The sequence below is a fragment of the Streptomyces sp. NBC_01551 genome (genome assembly GCF_026339935.1).
GTDB lineage: Bacteria > Actinomycetota > Actinomycetes > Streptomycetales > Streptomycetaceae > Streptomyces.
This window is the reverse complement of record NZ_JAPEPX010000001.1, coordinates 5,467,374-5,484,891: the sequence shown is the minus strand read 5'-3', so window position 1 is coordinate 5,484,891 and position 17,518 is coordinate 5,467,374. Positions and strand designations below refer to the sequence as shown.

At 71.0% G+C, this 17,518-nt stretch carries 16 protein-coding genes and 1 pseudogene; 3 read left to right on the top strand and 14 right to left on the bottom strand.

Translation table 11 applies throughout. The features are described from left to right. Positions 1–21: 21 nt before the first annotated feature. Together murJ and OG982_RS24750 are read right to left on the bottom strand one after the other, a co-directional pair. Entirely contained in the window at positions 22–1,770 is a 1,749-nt protein-coding gene (gene murJ / locus OG982_RS24755; RefSeq protein WP_266783184.1) for a murein biosynthesis integral membrane protein MurJ, read from the bottom strand. Beyond that, positions 1,695–2,858 (bottom strand): peptidoglycan bridge formation glycyltransferase FemA/FemB family protein, encoded by a 1,164-nt coding sequence (locus tag OG982_RS24750; RefSeq protein ID WP_266783186.1) that lies wholly within the window; start codon positions 2,856–2,858, stop codon positions 1,695–1,697. Before OG982_RS24750 ends, murJ begins: the two co-directional genes overlap by 76 nt. 254 nt (positions 2,859–3,112) lie before the next feature. On the opposite strand from OG982_RS24750, the gene OG982_RS24745 reads away from it, so the two are divergent. Further along, the gene (locus tag OG982_RS24745; protein ID WP_266791731.1) at positions 3,113–4,291 is read left to right on the top strand and encodes an Ig-like domain-containing protein; all 1,179 of its coding nucleotides are present in this window, start codon (positions 3,113–3,115) and stop codon (positions 4,289–4,291) included. A gap of 147 nt (positions 4,292–4,438) precedes the next feature. Then, a complete protein-coding gene (locus OG982_RS24740; RefSeq protein WP_266783188.1) occupies positions 4,439–6,019 on the top strand; it encodes a CocE/NonD family hydrolase in 1,581 nt (526 codons plus the stop codon). Between the two features lie 44 nt (positions 6,020–6,063). Here the strand turns inward: OG982_RS24740 and OG982_RS24735 are convergent, their stop codons facing one another. From OG982_RS24735 to OG982_RS24680, 12 genes and pseudogenes are all read right to left on the bottom strand, one after another. Continuing rightward, the gene (locus OG982_RS24735; protein WP_266783190.1) at positions 6,064–6,942 is read right to left on the bottom strand and encodes an amino acid ABC transporter permease; all 879 of its coding nucleotides are present in this window, start codon (positions 6,940–6,942) and stop codon (positions 6,064–6,066) included. Then, positions 6,939–7,583 carry an amino acid ABC transporter permease gene (locus tag OG982_RS24730; protein WP_266783192.1) on the bottom strand — a complete coding sequence of 215 codons (645 nt, stop codon included), beginning with the start codon at positions 7,581–7,583 and terminating at the stop codon, positions 6,939–6,941. The genes OG982_RS24735 and OG982_RS24730 overlap by 4 nt, the downstream gene beginning before the upstream one ends. 17 nt (positions 7,584–7,600) lie before the next feature. Further along, a complete protein-coding gene (locus OG982_RS24725) occupies positions 7,601–8,521 on the bottom strand; it encodes a glutamate ABC transporter substrate-binding protein (RefSeq protein ID WP_266783194.1) in 921 nt (306 codons plus the stop codon). A gap of 12 nt (positions 8,522–8,533) precedes the next feature. Beyond that, a complete protein-coding gene (locus OG982_RS24720) occupies positions 8,534–9,277 on the bottom strand; it encodes an amino acid ABC transporter ATP-binding protein (RefSeq protein ID WP_266783196.1) in 744 nt (247 codons plus the stop codon). Between the two features lie 142 nt (positions 9,278–9,419). After that, positions 9,420–9,860 (bottom strand): DUF6278 family protein, encoded by a 441-nt coding sequence (locus tag OG982_RS24715; RefSeq protein ID WP_266783198.1) that lies wholly within the window; start codon positions 9,858–9,860, stop codon positions 9,420–9,422. 88 nt (positions 9,861–9,948) lie between these two features. After that, entirely contained in the window at positions 9,949–10,734 is a 786-nt protein-coding gene (locus OG982_RS24710) for an exodeoxyribonuclease III (protein ID WP_266783200.1), read from the bottom strand. Between the two features lie 57 nt (positions 10,735–10,791). Further along, entirely contained in the window at positions 10,792–11,424 is a 633-nt protein-coding gene (locus OG982_RS24705) for an MBL fold metallo-hydrolase (RefSeq protein ID WP_266783202.1), read from the bottom strand. A gap of 9 nt (positions 11,425–11,433) precedes the next feature. Next, the gene (locus OG982_RS24700) at positions 11,434–12,033 is read right to left on the bottom strand and encodes a hypothetical protein (protein ID WP_266783204.1); all 600 of its coding nucleotides are present in this window, start codon (positions 12,031–12,033) and stop codon (positions 11,434–11,436) included. A 230-nt stretch (positions 12,034–12,263) separates the two neighbouring features. Continuing rightward, positions 12,264–13,385 (bottom strand): annotated as a pseudogene (locus tag OG982_RS24695) (ROK family glucokinase); the annotation flags it as partial. Between the two features lie 16 nt (positions 13,386–13,401). Further along, positions 13,402–14,271: an ATP-binding cassette domain-containing protein gene (locus tag OG982_RS24690; protein ID WP_266783208.1), complete on the bottom strand. Its 870-nt coding sequence runs from the start codon at positions 14,269–14,271 to the stop codon at positions 13,402–13,404. Beyond that, positions 14,268–15,299 (bottom strand): ABC transporter permease, encoded by a 1,032-nt coding sequence (locus tag OG982_RS24685; protein ID WP_266783210.1) that lies wholly within the window; start codon positions 15,297–15,299, stop codon positions 14,268–14,270. The genes OG982_RS24690 and OG982_RS24685 overlap by 4 nt, the downstream gene beginning before the upstream one ends. Further along, entirely contained in the window at positions 15,296–16,306 is a 1,011-nt protein-coding gene (locus OG982_RS24680; RefSeq protein ID WP_266783212.1) for a sugar ABC transporter substrate-binding protein, read from the bottom strand. The genes OG982_RS24685 and OG982_RS24680 overlap by 4 nt, the downstream gene beginning before the upstream one ends. Positions 16,307–16,478: 172 nt before the next feature. Between OG982_RS24680 and OG982_RS24675 the strand changes: the two genes are divergently transcribed. After that, complete coding sequence (locus OG982_RS24675; protein ID WP_266783215.1) at positions 16,479–17,501, top strand: Gfo/Idh/MocA family oxidoreductase; 1,023 nt, start codon at positions 16,479–16,481, stop codon at positions 17,499–17,501. The last annotated feature ends 17 nt before the right edge of the window (positions 17,502–17,518 follow it).

Sequence of the window (17,518 nt, the reverse complement as noted above, 5' to 3'; positions counted from 1 at the left end):
GGTTCGGGGCCGTGCCTCCCGCTAACGGCGGATCTTGCGCCGCAGGGAGTCCAGCAGGTCGGTGATCTCGGTCAGGCGCAGCGGCCCGGCGAGGAGGACGACGACCAGGGCGATCGCCGCGGTTCCCGCTCCCACGGCGGCGAAGTCCCCGAACCGCTCGGCGGCGCGGGCGGCCGCGTACCCGGCGGCGCCCGCCGGGAGGCAGGCGGCCAGGAGCCGCAGGTGGGTGCGGACGGCGGTGGCCCGCCGTTCGGTACGGGTCCCCGCGCGCGGGCCGAGCCGCCGGGCGAGGGTGTACGCGGTGACCGCGAGGCCCGCGAAGAGCGCGACGGAGTAGGCGCCGGCCATGCCGGTGACCGCCCAGCGCGGCGGCAGCAGCAGGTAAGCGGCGATCGACAGCGCGGCCCACAGGCCGGCGATGACCAGGTTCAGGAAGAACGGGGTCCGGGTGTCGGAGAGGGCGTAGAAGCCGCGCGAGAGGACGTACTGACCGGAGAAGGCGATCAGGCCGGGCGCGAACGCCATGAGCATGCCGGCCATCACCTCGATGTCGGCGGCGGTGGTGCGCCCGTACTCGAAGACGCCGCCCATCACCCAGGGGGCGAGGGCCACGAAGATCACGGCGGCGGGGACGACGAGGGCGGCGCTGGAGCGCAGCGCGTACGACACGTCGCGCCGGACCGCCGCGAGGTCGCCGTCGGTCGCGGCGGAGCTCATCCGGGGCATCAGCGCGGTCACGAGGGAGACGGTGATGATGCCCTGCGGGACGATCCACAGCTGGTAGGCGTTGCTGTAGGCGGTGTACCCGGCGCCGCCCGCCAGCCCCGCCGCGTGGGCGTGCCGGCCGGTCGCGGTGGAGAGCCGGGTCACGACCCAGTAGGAGATCTGGTTGGTGAGCACGAGCATGACCAGCCAGCCGGCGTTGCGCAGCGGGCGGGCCAGGCCGCTGCCGCGCCAGTCGAAGCGGGGGCGCCAGCGGAAGCCGGCGGCGCGCAGCGAGGGGATCAGGGCCAGGGCCTGGATGACGATCCCGGCGGTGGTGCCGAGGCCGAGCAGCCGCGTGTCGGCGGCGGTGAGGCCGTCCGCGGAGCCGTGCGACACGGAGAGGAACAGCCCGAAGACGCCGATGATGACGAGGTTGTTCAGGATCGGGGTCCACATCATCGCGCCGAACCGGCCGCGGGCGTTCAGCACCTGTCCGAGCAGGGTGAACAGCCCGTAGAAGAGGATCTGCGGGAGGCAGAACCGGGCCAGGGCCACGGTGGTGCTCGCCTGCGCCCCGGTGTAGCCGGTGTATCCGGCGACGATCAGCGGCGCCGCGAGGACGGCGACGGCGGTGAGCAGCACGAGCGCCGCGGTGCAGGCGGTCAGCAGCCGGTCGGTGTAGGCGGCGCCGCCGTCCTTGTGCTCTTTGGCGGCCCGGACCAGCTCGGGCACGAAGACGGCGTTGAGCGCGCCGCCTATGAGCAGCATGTACAGGATGTTCGGGACGGTGTTGGCGACGGCGTAGCCGTCGCCCATCAGCCCGGTGCCCAGGGCGGCGACGACGACGGCGGAGCGGACGAACCCGGTGGCGCGGGAGACGATCGAGCCGGCCGCCATCAGCGCGCCGCTGCGCACCACCGAGCCCTTCGCGGGCGCCGCCGGCGGATCGGCGGCCGGGGCGGGACCGGCCGGGCGGGTGTCGGTGGCCGTCACCGGCGGGCGAGGTAGGCCTGGAAGGCCTTGTAGAGCGCCGTGTTGGCGTATCCGTCCACCGGGGTCTCCCATTCACCGAGCGTTTCGACGACCTGCCCGCCGGTGCCGAGCTTCCAGCGCAGCAAACCGAACGGACGATCATCGGGGTCAAGGGTGGAGGGTATCCCGCGCATGTCGTACTCGTCGGCGCCGAGGGCGTGGGCGTCGCACATCATGCGCCACTGCAGGGCGTTGCTGGGGCGGACCTCGCGGCGGTGGTCGGCGGAGGCGCCGGTCTGGTACCAGACCCGGGAGCCGGCCACGATCATCGTGTGGGCGGCGAGGATCTCGCCCTGGTGGACGCCCAGGTAGAGCCGCATCCGGCCGGGCTCCTCGGCGTTGAGCACCTCGTACTGGCGCTCGTAGTAGGCGAGGGAGCGGCCGAGCCGGAACCCGTCGCGCTCCTCGGTGATCCGCAGCAGCCGGTAGAACTCGGGCAGGTCGGCGGCGGAGCCGACGACCGTCTCGACACCCGCCTTCTCGGCCTTGCGGATGTTGCGCCGCCACTCCTGGTTGAGGCCGCCCCACAGGTCGGCGGGGGAACGGCCGGCGAGCGGGACGCGGAAGACGTGGCGGGGCTGGGCGTCGCCGTCGTCCTCGCCGCCGCAGCGCTTCCAGCCGCGGGTGCGCAGCCGGTCGGCGAGGGCGGCGCCGACCGGGTCGACCTCGGTGGCGAGTACGTCGGACAGTCGGCGGCCCGGTCCGGTGGCGGCCTTGACGGCGGCGGCGTCCCAGCGGCGGTAGGCGGGTGTGGGCCCGATCCGGACGGCGAAGGCGCCGGCCGCGCGCAGGTGGCGCATGAGGGGGTCGAGCCACCGGTCGATGTGCGGGTCGGACCAGTCGGCGACGGGGCCCTCGGGCAGGTAGGCGAAGTATTTTCGGGTTCCGGGGAATTGACGGTAGAGGACGAGAGCGGAACCCGATATTTCGCTACCGGGATAGTGCCATCCGACCCTTTCCGAGCGCCAAAGGTCCTTTACCTCGGCCCAGGACGGGTACTGGAGGAAACTCGCCCGGCCGTGCCGGGACAGGAATGCCAGGTATTCGGGGACGGACAGGGGACGCACCGTCAGCTCCCGGTCCTGGTGCTGCCGGGGGGCGGTGACGAGCAGTGCGCACATGGCTGAGGGCCCTTCCTGTACGTCCGGGTGGGGATGTACGGGGACTCTCACAGCGGCCCGTGACCGTGGTGCGCGGCGATTGTGACCGGACGATGACCGTTTCGCTGCGGTCGACGTCACAACCGAAAGTCCGATCTTTTCGGCGGAATGCGCAACCTACAGTCGTGCCGTTCGCATCTCCTTTTGCGGACGAATCATTACTTGGAGGGGTTTCGTTGAGCCGCACACGCCGTTTCGCACGCAGTCGCCACGCCATGCTGGCGGGGACCGCGCTCCTGGCCGCCGCGCTGACCGCATGCGGGGGCGGCTCCGGCGCCGCGACCGCCGGCGGTGACGCGAAGCCCGAGGCCGAGAAGAAGCCGGACATGGCGATGTCCGTGAACCTCACGGGCGATCAGGCCAAGCCCGGCGAGCCGGTGAAGGTCACCCTCGGCGCGGGCAAGCTGGCGCTGGTGAAGGTGTCCGACGGCAAGGGTGCCGAACTGCCGGGCAAGATATCCGACGACGGCAGGACGTGGACCTCCGAGCGCAATGCCGCGCCGGGTACGGAGTACAAGGTCGAGGCGCGGAACAAGGACAGCCAGACCGCAAGCGCCCAGTTCAAGACGGCGGCCGCGGACAAGGTGAACAAGGTCACGATCAACCCGGGCAAGGCGAACCCGGTGGTGGGCATCGCCCAGCCGGTCTCGATCGTCTTCGACAACCCGGTGAAGAACAAGGCCGAGGTGGAGAAGCACCTGAAGGTGACCACCTCGAACAACACCGAGGGCTCCTGGGGCTGGTTCAAGGACTACACCGGCAACGACCGGGTGGACTGGCGCCCGAAGGAGTACTGGAAGTCCGGCACCGAGGTCAAGGTCGAGATGAACCTCAACGGCGTGGACTCGGGCCAGGGCGGCGGCTACTTCGTCAAGGACTACAACACCGAGTTCAAGATCGGCAAGGACCGCCGGCTGGAGGTCGACCTGGACTCCAGCACGATGGCGGTGATCGAGGACGGCCAGAAGGTGAAGACCATCCCGGTCTCGGCGGGCACGCCCGGCGGCCAGAAGGCCTCGTGGTCCGGGAAGATGGTGCTGATGACCAAGGAGGGCACGATCCGGATGGACTCCCGGACCGTGGGCCTGGCCGACGCGTACGACAAGATGGTCGACTACTCGATGCGGGTCACCTGGTCGGGCATGTACATCCACGCCGCGCCGTGGAACACCGGCAACTTCGGCCGTGCCAACACCAGCTCCGGCTGCGTGGGCATGAGCGACTCCGACGCCAAGGCCCTCTTCGGCTCCGCCCAGGTGGGCGACCTGGTCGAGGTCAAGGGCAACGGCTCCAAGGGCAAGGCCGACATCGGCAACGGCTACGGCGAGTGGAACCTGTCGTGGGACGAATGGAAGTCCAAGAGCGCCCTGTCCGGGACCGCCCAGAACGGCTGACCCCGACGCCCCGGCCCGCCGCCGCACACCGGCTCCTGACTCTCGTTCAATTGTTACCACCACGTAACTTACTGGCGGGTTACCTCCGGTAAGCCCCTCCCGTTACCGTCGGCTCACTTTGACACCGGCGCACGCGAGGAGCGATCGATGGTCCGTGCCACCCGCACCGCGGCTGCCCTGACGGCCGTACTGGCGGCCGCCGCCCTGGGCCTGGCCCCCCACCAGGCCCAGGCGGCGCCCGCGCCCGCCGTCGCCACCGCCCCGTCGGAGGTCCGCTTCCACGACATCCCGGGCTCCGGCGGCATCACCCTCAAGGGCAACGTCTTCACCCCGGCCGGCGCCCAGCCGGGCCGGAAGTACCCCCTGATCGTGCTCCCCACGAGCTGGGGCATGCCGCAGATCGAATACATCGCCCAGGCGAAGAAGCTCGCCGACTCCGGCTACGTCGTGGTCAGTTACACCTCGCGGGGCTTCTGGCTCTCCGGCGGCGAGATCGAGGTCGCCGGGCCTCCGGACATCGCCGACGTCTCCGCCGTCATCGACTGGGCCCTCGCCACCACCCCCGCCGACCCCGGCCGGATCGGCGTCGGCGGCGTCTCGTACGGCGCCGGGATCAGCCTGCTGGCCTCCGCGCACGACCCCCGCATCAAGGCCGTCGTCGCGCTCAGCGGCTGGGCCGACCTCATCGAGTCCATCTACTCGGGCCGCACCCAGCACCTCCAGGCCGCCGGGATGCTCGGCGCCGCCGGCTACCTCACCGGCCGGCCCGGCCCGGAACTGAAGCAGATCCTCGGCGACTTCCTCGGCTCCCACCTGGAGCGCGAGCAGCAGATGATCGAGTGGGGCAAGAAGAGATCGCCCGCCGAACAGATCGACCGGATCAACGCCAACGGCGCCGCCGTCATGCTGGGCAACGCCTGGGGCGACACCATCTTCCCGCCCAACCAGTACGCCGCCTTCTTCGAGAAGCTGACCGGCCCCAAGCGCCTGGAGTTCCGCCCCGGCGACCACGCCACGGCCGAGGCCACCGGCCTGCTCGGGCTGCCCAACGACACCTGGACCAACGCCCACCGCTGGTTCGACCGCTACCTCAAGGGCGAGCGGGGCGGCATCGACTCCGAGTCCCCGGTGCAGATCAAGTCCCGCAGCGAGGACGGATACGAGGGCTACGCCGACTGGAAGTCGGTCGGGGCCGCCGCCACCCAGCGGATCCCGCTCCCCGACAGCGAGCACGTCTTCGCCAACGTCGACTCCGGTGCCAACGGCGGCGTCATCTTCCTCTCCAGCGTCCTCGACCAGTTCGCCAAGGCCCCGCCGGTCGCCTCCATCCCGCTGCTGCCGCGCGCCTTCGCCGCCGTCTGGCAGTCCGAGCGCCACGACGCGGCCCGCCGCGTGCGGGGCACGGTGCGGCTGCACACCACCGTCACGCCCACCAAGGGGGACGGCACCTTCGTCGCGTACCTCTACGACGTCGGCCCGCTCGGCCTCGGCAAGCTCGTCAGCAACGCCCCGTACACCTTCCACGGGAAGACCCCGGGGCAGGCGTTCGGCGTGGACCTGGACCTCTTCTCCACCGCTTACGACGTACCCGCCGGCCATCGCCTCGCCCTCGTCATCGACACCGTCGATCCTCTGTACATCGAGCACAACCCCACCGGCGCGCAGCTGACCTTCTCCTCGCCGCGCACCGATCCCTCGTACGTCTCGGTGCCACTGCGCGAGCAGTGATCCACGGCCGCTGCCGGGCGGGTCGGCTCCGCGGAGCCGACCCGCTAGCGGCCCGGCAGCACGGTCTCCTCCCCCGCCGGGGCGACGACGATCCCCTCGGTCTTCACGCTGCGCCGCTCGTACCTCGCCACCCAGGTGGCGAACCAGGACAGCAGCATGCACATGCCGATGTAGATCGGGGAGATGATCATCACGACGGGGATGAACGGAAGGTCGTAGTCGAGGTTCGAGGCGATCAGCTTCCCCGCGTGCAGGAACTCCTCGTAGGTGATCAGGTAGCCGAGCGAGGTGTCCTTCAGCGCCACCACCAGCTGGCTGATGATCGCGGGCAGCATCGCCCGGCCCGCCTGCGGCGCGAGGACGTACGTCATCACCTGGGTCTTGCGCATGCCCAGCGCGTACGCCGCCTCGCGCTGGCCCCGGTCCACGGCGTTGATCCCCGTACGGAAGACCTCGGCGAGCACCGCGCCGTTGTACAGGGTCAGTCCCGCGACGAGGGCCGGCAGCGGCTGCACCTTCAGCGCGACGAAGATGAAGAAGATCATCACCAGCACCGGCATGGCCCGGAAGAACTCCACCAGCAGCGTGGCCGGCCAGCGCACCGGCCGGTGCTCCGAGAGCCGGCCCGCGGCGAGCGCCGCGCCGAGCACCAGCGAGAACACCGAGGCGTACGCGAAGGCCTTGAGGGTGTTCCCCAGCCCCCTGAGCAGCAGCTCCTGGATCCCCTCGTACGTGAAGGGGTTCCACTTGGCGGCGGTGAACTGGTGGGTGTCGAAGAGGAGGTAGAGGATCCAGCCCAGCAGCGCCAGGATCACCGCCGTCGACAGGATCCCGTAGTAGAAGTGGCGCCGACGGGTCTTGGGGCCGGGGAAGTCGTAGAGGGCGGTGGACTGCGTGTCCCCGTGCAGGGCGAGCGCGGTCATCGGGCGACTCCGTAGCGCTTTTCCAGCAGGTGGAAGAGCGCGCTGATGGACAGGGTGATGATCAGGTAGCCGACGGCGATCCAGACGAAGGTCCAGACGATGCTGTAGCCCAGCTCGTTGAGGGTCTTGTAGGTGCCCAGCAGCTCGGTGACGCTGAAGGCGCCGGCGATCGCCGAGTTCTTGGCGAGCGCGATCAGGGTGGAGCCGATGGGCGGGATCACCGAGCGGAAGGCCTGCGGGAGGACCACGCCGGCGAGGGTCTGGCTGAAGTTCATGCCGAGACTGCGGGCCGCCTCGCCCTGGCCCTTGGGGACGGTGTTGATGCCCGAGCGCAGCACCTCGCAGATGAACGCGGAGGTGTAGCAGCCGAGCGCGAGGACCGCGAACACCTGGAAGGGCAGCACCAGGCCGAAGCGCGGCAGGCCCAGCAGCACGGCGAAGAAGAGCAGCGTGAGCGGGGTGTTGCGCAGCACGGTGACCCAGACCGTGCCGAAGACGCGGAAGGAGCCGACCGGCGCGACCCTGAACGAGGCCATCAGGAAGCCGAGGACCAGGGCGAGGAGCGAGGCGTAGACCGTGAGCTGCACGGTTCCGAGGAAGCCCTCGCCGTAGAGCGCGAAGTTGTCGGTGAGCACTTTCATGGCGGTGCGGTCTCCCCTCAGCCCGCCGGGTAGCGGTCGATGGCGGGCGGTTTCGGGGCGGGCTCCCCGGACAGGCCGAGGGTGGCCTCGTAGGCCTTCTTCCAGTTGCCGTTCTTCTCGTTCTCCTCCAGGGCGTCGTCGAGGGCGAGGCGCAGGGCGTTGTCGGAGCGCGGTACGCCGATGCCGTAGGGCTCCTCGGAGAAGGGCTTGCCGACGACCTTGAGCTCCTCGGGGACCTTGGCGGCGTAGCCGAGGAGGATGGAGTCGTCAGTGGAGACGGCGTCGACCTGGTAGGTCAGCAGGTTGTCCACGCAGACCGAGTAGGTGTCGTAGGCGACGAGGACGGCCCGCGGGTACTCCTTCTGGAGGCGCTGGTACGGGGTGGAGCCGGCGGCCGAGCAGACCTTCTTGCCGGCGAGGTCCTCGGGGCCCTTGATGTCCTTCTCGTTCTTGCGCACCAGGAGCGACTGGCCGGCCATGAAGTAGGGGCCGGCGAAGCCGACCTGCTTCTTGCGGTTGTCGTTGATCGTGTAGGTGCCGACGTAGTAGTCGATCTGGCCGTTCTGGAGGGCGGTCTCGCGGTTGGCGGAGGCGATCGTCTTGAACTCGATCGTCTTGGGGTCGAAGCCGAGGGAGGCCGACATCATCTTGGCGATCTCGATGTCGAACCCGGAGTAGCGGCCGCTCGCGGGGTCCTTCTCCCCCATGTACGGCTGGTCCTCCTTGGCGCCGACCACGAGGTGGCCGCGCCGCTTGGCCCGCTCCCAGGTGGGGGACCCTGGCAGGCTGAAGCCGGTCGCCACCTTGTACGCGGGCAGGTCCTCGGGCTGCGGCCCCTTGACCGGGGGGCTGCCGGACTTCCCGCATCCGGCGGCGGCGCCCAGCAGGGCGAGGGCGAGGAGGTACGCGGGCAGGCGGGAACGCAGGAAGCGCTTCATCGGGGCCGCCCCTCAGTGCTTGAGGATCTTGGAGAGGAAGTCCTTGGCCCGTTCGCTCTCGGGGGCGGTGAAGAAGGCCTCCGGGGTGCGGTCCTCGACGATCTTCCCCTCGGCCATGAACACCACGCGGTTGGCGGCGGAGCGGGCGAAGCCCATCTCGTGCGTGACCACGACCATGGTCATGCCCTCCTGGGCGAGCTGCTGCATGACCTCCAGCACCTCGTTGATCATCTCGGGGTCGAGCGCGGAGGTGGGCTCGTCGAAGAGCAGCGCCTTGGGGCTCATGGCCAGGGCCCGGGCGATGGCCACGCGCTGTTGCTGGCCGCCGGATAGCTGGGCGGGGTACTTGTCGGCCTGGTCGGCGAGGCCCACGCGCTCCAGCAGCTGCCGGGAGCGTTTGTCGGCCTCGTCCTTCTTGCGCTTCCTGACCTTGACCTGGGCGAGGGAGACGTTGGCCAGGACGGTCTTGTGCGCGAAGAGGTTGAAGGACTGGAAGACCATGCCGACCTCGGCGCGCAGCCCGGCCAGCTCCTTGCCCTCTTCGGGCAGCGGCTCGCCGTCGAGCAGGATCGTGCCCGACTCGATGGTCTCCAGGCGGTTGATGGCCCGGCAGAGGGTGGATTTCCCGGAGCCGGAGGGGCCGATGATCACCACCACCTCCCCGCGGCCGACGGTGAGGTTGATGTCCTGGAGGACGTGCAAGGTCCCGTAGTGCTTGTTGACGTCCCGCAGCTCGATCAACGGATCGACGGCCATGCGCTGCCCTGCCCACTTGTCGGAGTGCCGAGGTCAGCGCAAACTATCCAGCCGCGGAACGGGACTTCGCGACGACACGCCTAAAAGCCACATAAAGAACATCGGTGCCCTGCCCGGGCCCGTCGCCGTACCTCTGGCCGGGCTATCCCTCCGAGGCCTCCGCGTAGGCCTGGCAGAGCTCCGGGGAGCCGGTCATCGCCCAGGAAACCCCGGATTCGACGACGTTCAGCTCGCGCCCGGAGGCCAGCCGGATCACCGGCCGGCCGTTCGGCCACACCTGCCAGGCGGTGCCCGGGATGGTCCGGATGATCACGGTCCCGAGGTAGAAGCCGGCGTCGTTGCCCAGCCACGGCACGGCCTCGGGGTCCCGCCGCCAGCGGGGCATCAGCTGGTCGAGCGCCTCCAACGAGGCCGGACTCTCATCCAGTTGGAGCCCGGCCGCCCGCGCCTGCGAGCGCAGCATCTCGCACTCCGAGAACAACTCGTTGATGCCCTCGGGATCGTCCGCGAGGGCGGCGGCGAGCCCCGCACCCCGTTCCGTTTCGCGCCGGTTAAGCCAGTTGTCCAGGAAGGGGATGTTCATACCGCCCAGCCTCGCACCAGGATCCGCCGCTGGCCACAGGACGCGCCTGAAACCGGCCGGGCCCGCCCCCGGTGCGCGCACCGGGGTGCTACCGGTCGAGGTCCAGGTCCACGACGACCGGCGCGTGGTCCGAGGCGCCCTTGCCCTTGCGCTCCTCGCGGTCCACGTAGGCGTCGGTGACGGCCTTGGTGAAGGCCTCGTTGCCGTACACCAGGTCGATGCGCATGCCCCGGTTCTTGGGGAAGGCGAGCTGGCGGTAGTCCCAGTACGTGTACGGGCGGTCGTACTTGAGCGGGCGCGGCAGCACGTCGGACAGCCCGGCGGCCCGCAGCGCCTCCAGGGCGGCGCGCTCGGCCGGGGTGACGTGGGTGAGGCCCTCGAAGACGGCCGGGTCGTACACGTCCTCGTCGGTCGGGGCCACGTTGAAGTCGCCGAGCACCGCGAACGGGCGCGGGCCGGCCGCGTCTTCCGCGACGGCGGTGGTCAGCGCGCCGAACCAGTTCAGCTTGTACCCGTAGTGGTCGTGCTCGACCTCGCGGCCGTTCGGCACGTACACCGACCACAGGCGCACCCCGCCGCAGGTGGCGGAGATCGCCCGGGGCTCCTGGACGCCCTCGTAGTCCGGCCCGCCGGGCAGGCCCGTCACCACGTCCTCCAGGCCGACTTTGGAGATCAGGGCCACGCCGTTCCACCGGCCGGTGGCGTTGACGGCCGCCTCGTAGCCCAGCTCGCGCAGCTGATCGTGCGGGAACTGCTCCGCCGAGCACTTGGTCTCCTGGATGCACACGACATCCGTGCCGGAGCTCTCCAGCCAGGCCAGCAGGCGGGGCAGCCGGGCGGTGATCGAGTTGACGTTGAACGTGGCGATACGCATGTCCACCAACCTACCGCCCGGCACTGACAGCCGGCCGGTACCGCCCGGCGCCGCCCGTCACAGGTCGGCGGTGCCCCCCGCGGCGAGCCGGCCGTGGTCGGTGCCGCCGAGGGCGCCGAGGGCGTTGTCGTAGATCGGCCGGGCGATCTCCGAGAGGTAGGCGTCGTGGATGTCGATCGCCCGGCGCGGCTTGACCTCGCGCAGGTAGTCGATCACCTCGGCGACCTTGTTCCACGGCGCGTGCACCGGGAGCATCAGGGTGTCCACGGGCACCTCGGGGACGGTCAGCGCATCGCCCGGGTGGAAGAGGGAACCCTCCACGAGGAAGCCGACATTGGTGACGCGGGGGATGTCCGGATGGATCACGGCGTGCAGCTCGCCGTGGACCTGGACCTCGAACCCGGCCGCGGTGAAGGCGTCACCGTGGCCGACGGTGTGGACGCGGCCGGGGTAGGCCGGGGCGAGCCGCTCGGCGACGCTGCGCAGGGTCCACAGCGCGGCGGCCGGGTTCGCGTCGAGGGCGGCCCGCAGCCGGCCCTCGTCGAAGTGGTCGGGGTGCTCGTGGGTGACCAGCAGGGCGTCCGCCCCCAGTCCCGCGTCGGATTCGCTGAAGGCGCCCGGGTCGATGACGAGCACGCGCCCGTCCTTCTCCAGCTGGACGCAGGAGTGCAGCCGCTTGGTGAGCTTCATGATCCCAGGCTAGGGGGTCGCCGTGGAGACCACGTACACCCGGGGGTTGGGGCCGCTGAAGTCCACGGCGATGTCCCGCGTGGGGCGCGGGTCGCGCTGTTCGAGGGTGACCCCGGAGAGCACGGTGCCCGGCGCCCAGGTCCAGCCCGCGGCCCTGGAGTCGTGCCCGGAGATCGTGTCCCCGGGGGGCCCGGGCTTCAGGGCGTCGCGGCCGGTGCCGACCGCCGCGAGGAAGGCGTCGAGGTCCGCCGCGGAGACCGTGAACTCGGCGTACAGCCGGCTGGTGTGCCAGTTGTTGGTCTCCAGGTACCCGACCCGCCAGGCGTCGTCCGGGATCGGGACCTCGTAGATGCTGCGCTGCACCGCCGACGGCCAGGCCGGGCGGACGTGCGTCGCGCCGACCTTGGCCGCCTTGTCGCGGCCGCTCTCGCGGCTCTGCTGGGCGGAGACGAGCAGGTAGCCCGCCGGGACGCCGACGAGCAGCAGGATGATGATCGCGGTTATCCAGCGGCGCCGGACCACCCGCCCCCGGTCCTCGGCCGGGGGCTTCGGCGCGCCGCCCTCGTCGGGGGCGGCGGCCTGGCGGGGCAGCCGGGGCGGCGGGGTCACCGCGCGTCCCCGTCGGTGGAGCCGGCGGCGTTGGGGCCGGCCGTCTTCGGGCCGGCGGGCGTGGTGTCCGGGAACGTGGGATCCACGGCTTCGGGGTCCACGGCGGTGGAGCCCCCGGGCTTGGGGTCCACGGCCTTGGGGTCCGCGGCCCTGGCGTCCACGGCCTTGGGGTCCACGGCCCTGGGGTCAGCGGCCTTGGGGTCCGCCACGCCGGCGGCCCCGCGGGCCAGTCGCGCGTAGCGCTCGTACCGCTCGTACCGCTCGACGCGGCGGCGCGTGGCGCGCCGGAACCGGCGGGCGACGAGCCGGGCGAGGTCGGCGGCGCCGACCATGCCGGCCTCGGGGCCGAGCTGCGCCTTGGCGATCCTGGCCTCGGGCCGGTAGCCGCGGCCGGTGAGGTGGCGCTTGAAGGCGTCCCGGGCGGGGCCGATCAGCAGGTCGTCGGCTGCGCTGACCCCGCCGCCGATGACGAAGCAGGAGGGGTCGAGGGCGGCGGCGAGGTTGGCGATGCCCACGCCCAGCCACTGGCCGATGTCCTGGAGGAGCTCGACGCACATGGCGTCGCCCTCGCGGGCCAGCTCGGTGATGAGCGGGCCGGTGATCTCGGCGACGTTGCCGCCGACCCGGGCGATGATGTTGTACGCGACCGGGGAGTCGGCGGCGGCGAGCTCGCGGGCCTCGCGGACCAGGGCGTTGCCGGAGCTGTACTGCTCCCAGCAGCCGCGGTTGCCGCAGGGGCAGCGGTGCCCGCCGGGGACGACCTGCATGTGGCCGAACTCGCCGGCCACCCCGTAGCGGCCGCGCTTGACCTGGCCGCCTTCGAGGATGGCGCCGCCGATGCCGGTGCCCAGCGTGATCATGACGAGGTGGTCCTCGCCGCGCCCGGCGCCGAAGCGCCACTCGGCCCAGGCGGCGGTGTTGGCGTCGTTGTCCACCATGACCGGGACCGCGAGCCGGGACTGGAGCGCGTCGCGCAGCGGCTCGTCGCGCCAGGCCAGGTGCGGTGCGAACAGCACCCGGGAGCGGTCGGCGTCGACCCAGCCGGCGGCGCCGATGCCCACGGCGTGGACGTCGTGCCGGTCGGAGAGGTCCAGCACCAGCTCCACGATGGTGTCCTCGACCACCTTGGGGCTCTTGGACTTGTCGGGGGTCTCGGTGCGGATCTTCTCCAGGATGACCCCGTCGGCGTCGACGACGCCGGCCATCACCTTGGTGCCGCCGATGTCGATGCCGACGGTCGGGACGCGCGGGGCGGTCAGGTGCGACCGGCGCTCACGGGTCCCGATGGTCCGCAGGACGGTGCCTCGCGCCGACCCCCGGTGGGCGAGCGTGAAGTCCCGGTACGTGCTCATCGAGTCGTGTCGTCCCTCAGGGTGCGGTGGTGCCGGAGGCGGAGGCGGAGCCGGATTCGTTCTCGGAACCTGATTCTGCCACCCGCTCCAGTTCGTGGCTCAGTTCGTCCAGCTCGGAGCCGCCCGCCATCTGCCGGGTCAGCTCGTCCAGGGTGATCGAGTCGCGGGTGTGACTGCCCGCCATGGTGCCGCGCTTGAGGAGCACGAAGCGGTCCCCGACCAGGTGGGCGTGGTGCGGGTTGTGGGTGATGAGGACCACTCCGAGACCCGCGTCGCGCGCGGCGGCGACGTACTTGAGGACCACCCCGGACTGCTTCACGCCGAGGGCGGCGGTGGGCTCGTCGAGTACGAGGACCTTCGCGCCGAAGTAGACGGCGCGGGCGATGGCCACGCACTGCCGCTCGCCGCCCGACAGGGTGCCGATGGGCTGGTCCACGTCGCGCAGGTCGATGCCCATGCGGAGCAGTTCGGTACGGGTGGTCTCGCGCATGAACGCCACGTCGAGGCGGCGGAGGGGACCGCGGCCCTTGGTGGGCTCGGAGCCGAGGAAGAAGTTCCGCCAGACCGGCATGAGCGGGACGACGGCGAGGTCCTGGTAGACGGTGGCGATGCCGTGGTCGAGGGCGGCGCGCGGGTTGGCGAGCACGGTCTCGCGGCCCTCGATCTCGAACGTGCCCGCGTCGTGCCGGTGCAGTCCCGCGATGATCTTGATGAGGGTGGACTTGCCCGCACCGTTGTCGCCGAGGACGCAGGTGATCTCGCCCGCCGAGACCTCCAGGGAGACGCCCTGGAGGGCGCGGATGTTGCCGTAGTACTTGCTGACGTCGGTCAGCTTGACCAGGGCGGTCGCATCGGCCGTCGCCGCGGCCTTCGTGTCGGTGCTCACTTCGCCTCCGCCCGCTTGCGGACCCAGGCGTTGAGCAGCGTGGCGAGCAGCAGCATCGCGCCGAGGAAGAATTTGAACCAGTCCGGATTCCACTGGGCGTAGACGATGCCGTTGCTGGTCATGCCGAAGATGAAGGCGCCCACGGCCGAGCCGATGGCGGAGCCGTAGCCGCCGGTCATCAGACAGCCGCCGATGACGGCCGCGATGATGTAGAGGAACTCGTTGCCGACGCCCTCGCCCGACTGGACGACGTCGAACGAGAACAGGATGTGCTGCCCGGAGATCCAGGCGCACAGGGCGACGCCCATGTAGAGGCCGATACGGGTCTTGACGACCGGGACGCCGGTCGCGCGGGCCGCGTCCGCGCCGCCGCCGACGGCGAAGATCCAGTTTCCGGCGCGGGTGCGCAGCAGGATCCAGGTGGCGACGGCGACCAGCGCGAACCACCACAGGATGGTCACCTTGAGGGTGACCGAGCCGATGTTCCACTGCGAGGCGAAAAGGGCCCGCGCGGAGGCGAAGCCCTCCATGTCGGCGATGGTCTTGGTGGAGACCGAGCCACTGATCAGCTTGGTGAAGCCGAGGTTCAGGCCGGTCAGCATCAGGAAGGTGCCGAGCGTGATGATGAAGCTGGGCAGCTTGGTGCGGGTCAGCATGAACCCGTTGAAGAACCCGATGGCCAGCGTGACCAGCAGCGACACGAGGACGCCGACCCAGACGTTGGCGGTCATCTGGTAGCTGAACATCGAGCTGACCAGCGCCGACGTGGTGACCATGACCCCGGCGGACAGGTCGAACTCGCCGCCGATCATCAGGAGCGCGACCGGGACGGCCATGATCCCGATGGTGGAGGCCGAGTAGAGGATCGTGCTGAGGCTGGAGGCCTGCAGGAAGCTGGGCGCGGCGAAGGAGAAGAAGACGAAGACGGCGACCGCGCCGACGACCGCGCCGAGCTCGGGGCGGCCGAGCAGCTTGCGGATCACGGAGGTGGGGGCGAGCCGCTCGTCGACGGCCGTTGCCGTGCTCATCGGCTGCCCCGCTTGATGTACTCCTCCAGCTTGGCGGCCTCGTCGGCCGTGACGATCTGGGGTCCGGTGAGCACCGGGCGGCCGCCGCCGAGGGTGTTCAGGTTGTAGCGGTAGAGCCAGAGCAGGTCGATGGCCTGGTAGCCCTGGAGGTACGGCTGCTGGTCGACGGCGAAACCGAGCGCGCCGGACTTCAGGTCGCGGGCCACGGACTCGTTGAGGTCGAAGGTGTCCACCTCGGCCTTGCTGCCCGCCGCGTCCTTCGCCTTGACGGCGGTGGGGGCGAACGGGGCGCCGAGGGTGACGATCGAGTCGACGGAGGGGTCGGCCTGGAGCTTCGCCTGGATGGCCGCCTGGACCGAGGGCATGTTGGTGCCCTCGACGTAGAGGTTCTCCATGGAGCCGCCGAAGGTCTTCTTCGCCCCGGCGCAGCGCTGCTCGTGGCCGACGTTGCCCTGCTCGTGCAGGACGCAGACGGCCTTCTTCTTCCCCCGCTTGGTCAGCTCGGCGCCGACCGCCTCGCCGGCGATCGCCTCGTCCTGGCCGATGTGGGTGAGCGCGCCGTACTCGGCGGACTGGGCGGATCCGGAGTTGACCGTGACGACCGGGATGCCGGCCTTGACGGCCTTGGCGATGACGTCCTTGAGGGCCTCGGGCTTGGCGAGGCTCACGATGATCCCGTCGACCTTCTGGTCGATGGCGTTCTGGACGAACTGGGCCTGCTGCTGTGCCTGGTCGTCGTGGGCGTAGACGAAGTTGATGTTGTCCTTCGCCGCGGCCTCCTTGGCGCCCTTCTGGACGATGTCCCAGAAGGTGTCGCCGTCGCCCGCGTGCGTGACCATCGCGAAGGTCCAGCGCGGGGTCGACACGGCGGGCCGGCCCGCCTCGGCGGCCTTCGCCCGCTCCTCGGCGCGCTTGCCGCCCGTACTGCTGCATCCCGCGAGGGAGGCTCCCAGTACCGCCGCGAGCACGGCGCCGACGACGCGTACCCCTGTCCGAACCCTAGCCACGTCTCCGCGCCCTTCCCTCGTTGTACGTGTCACTGATGTCAAAGCGGTCATTCCGGTTCCAGCCGCCCAGTATCCGCCACAGTGGACCATGGGAGCTCATCGGGGCCGGAGCGGCCGCCGCGGCGCAGCCGGGCGGATTGACAGGTCCCCCGGACGGGGCCACGTTGAGTGCATGCGCATCGGGCTCATCGGAACTGGCCGGATCGGCTCGTTCCACGCGGCGGCACTGGCCCGCAACCAGGACGCGGGTTCGCTCCTGCTCGCCGACGCCGACCCGGCGCGGGCCGCGCGGCTCGCGGACCGGCTCGGGGCCACCGCCGCGCCCTCCGTGGAGCAGGTCTTCACCTGGGGCGTGGACGCGGTGGTGGTGTCCTGCGCCACCGAGGGGCACGCCGGGCTGGTCGTCCGGGCGGTACGGGGCGGGCTGCCGGTGTTCTGCGAGAAACCGCTGGCCACGGACCTGGGCCGGAGCCTGGCCGTGCTGCGCGAGGTGACGGCCGCGGGCGGGCTGCTCCAGGTGGGCTTCATGCGCCGCTTCGACGCCGGCTACCGGACCGCGCGGGAGCTGGTCCGCTCGGGCGCACTGGGGCGGCTGCACACCGTACGCACGATGACGGCCGATCCCGCGCCGCCGTCGACCGAGTACCTGGCGACCTCCGGGGGCCTGTTCCGGGACTGCCTGGTGCACGACTTCGACATGGTCCGCTGGGTGACCGGACACGAGGTGACCGAGGTGTACGCGGCCGGGTCGGACGCCGGTCCGGTGCGGTTCCGCGACACGGGTGACATCGACACCGGCGCCGCGCTGCTGACGCTGGACGACGGGACGCTGGTGACCAGCAGCGGTACGCGGTGCAACGGCGCCGGGTACGACGTACGGATGGAGCTCGCCGGGGAGCTGGACCAGGTCTCCGCCGGGCTGGACGACCGTACGCCCATCGCCTCGACGGAGCCGCAGGGCCCGCCCCCGGCCAGCAAGCCGTGGACGGGTTTCCTGGAGAGGTTCGGCCCCGCCTACGAGGCGGAGCTGGCGGCCTTCGTACGGCTGGTGCGCGGCGAAGGCACCAACCCGTGCGACGGCCGGGAGGCCCTGGCGGCGCTGCGCGTGGCCGAGGCCTGCGAGCTGTCGCGGCGGGAGGGGCGCCGGGTCCGGCTGACCGAGCTCCCGGACCTGCCGCCGCTCCTCGGCGCCTGACGGGGCCCGGCGGCCTT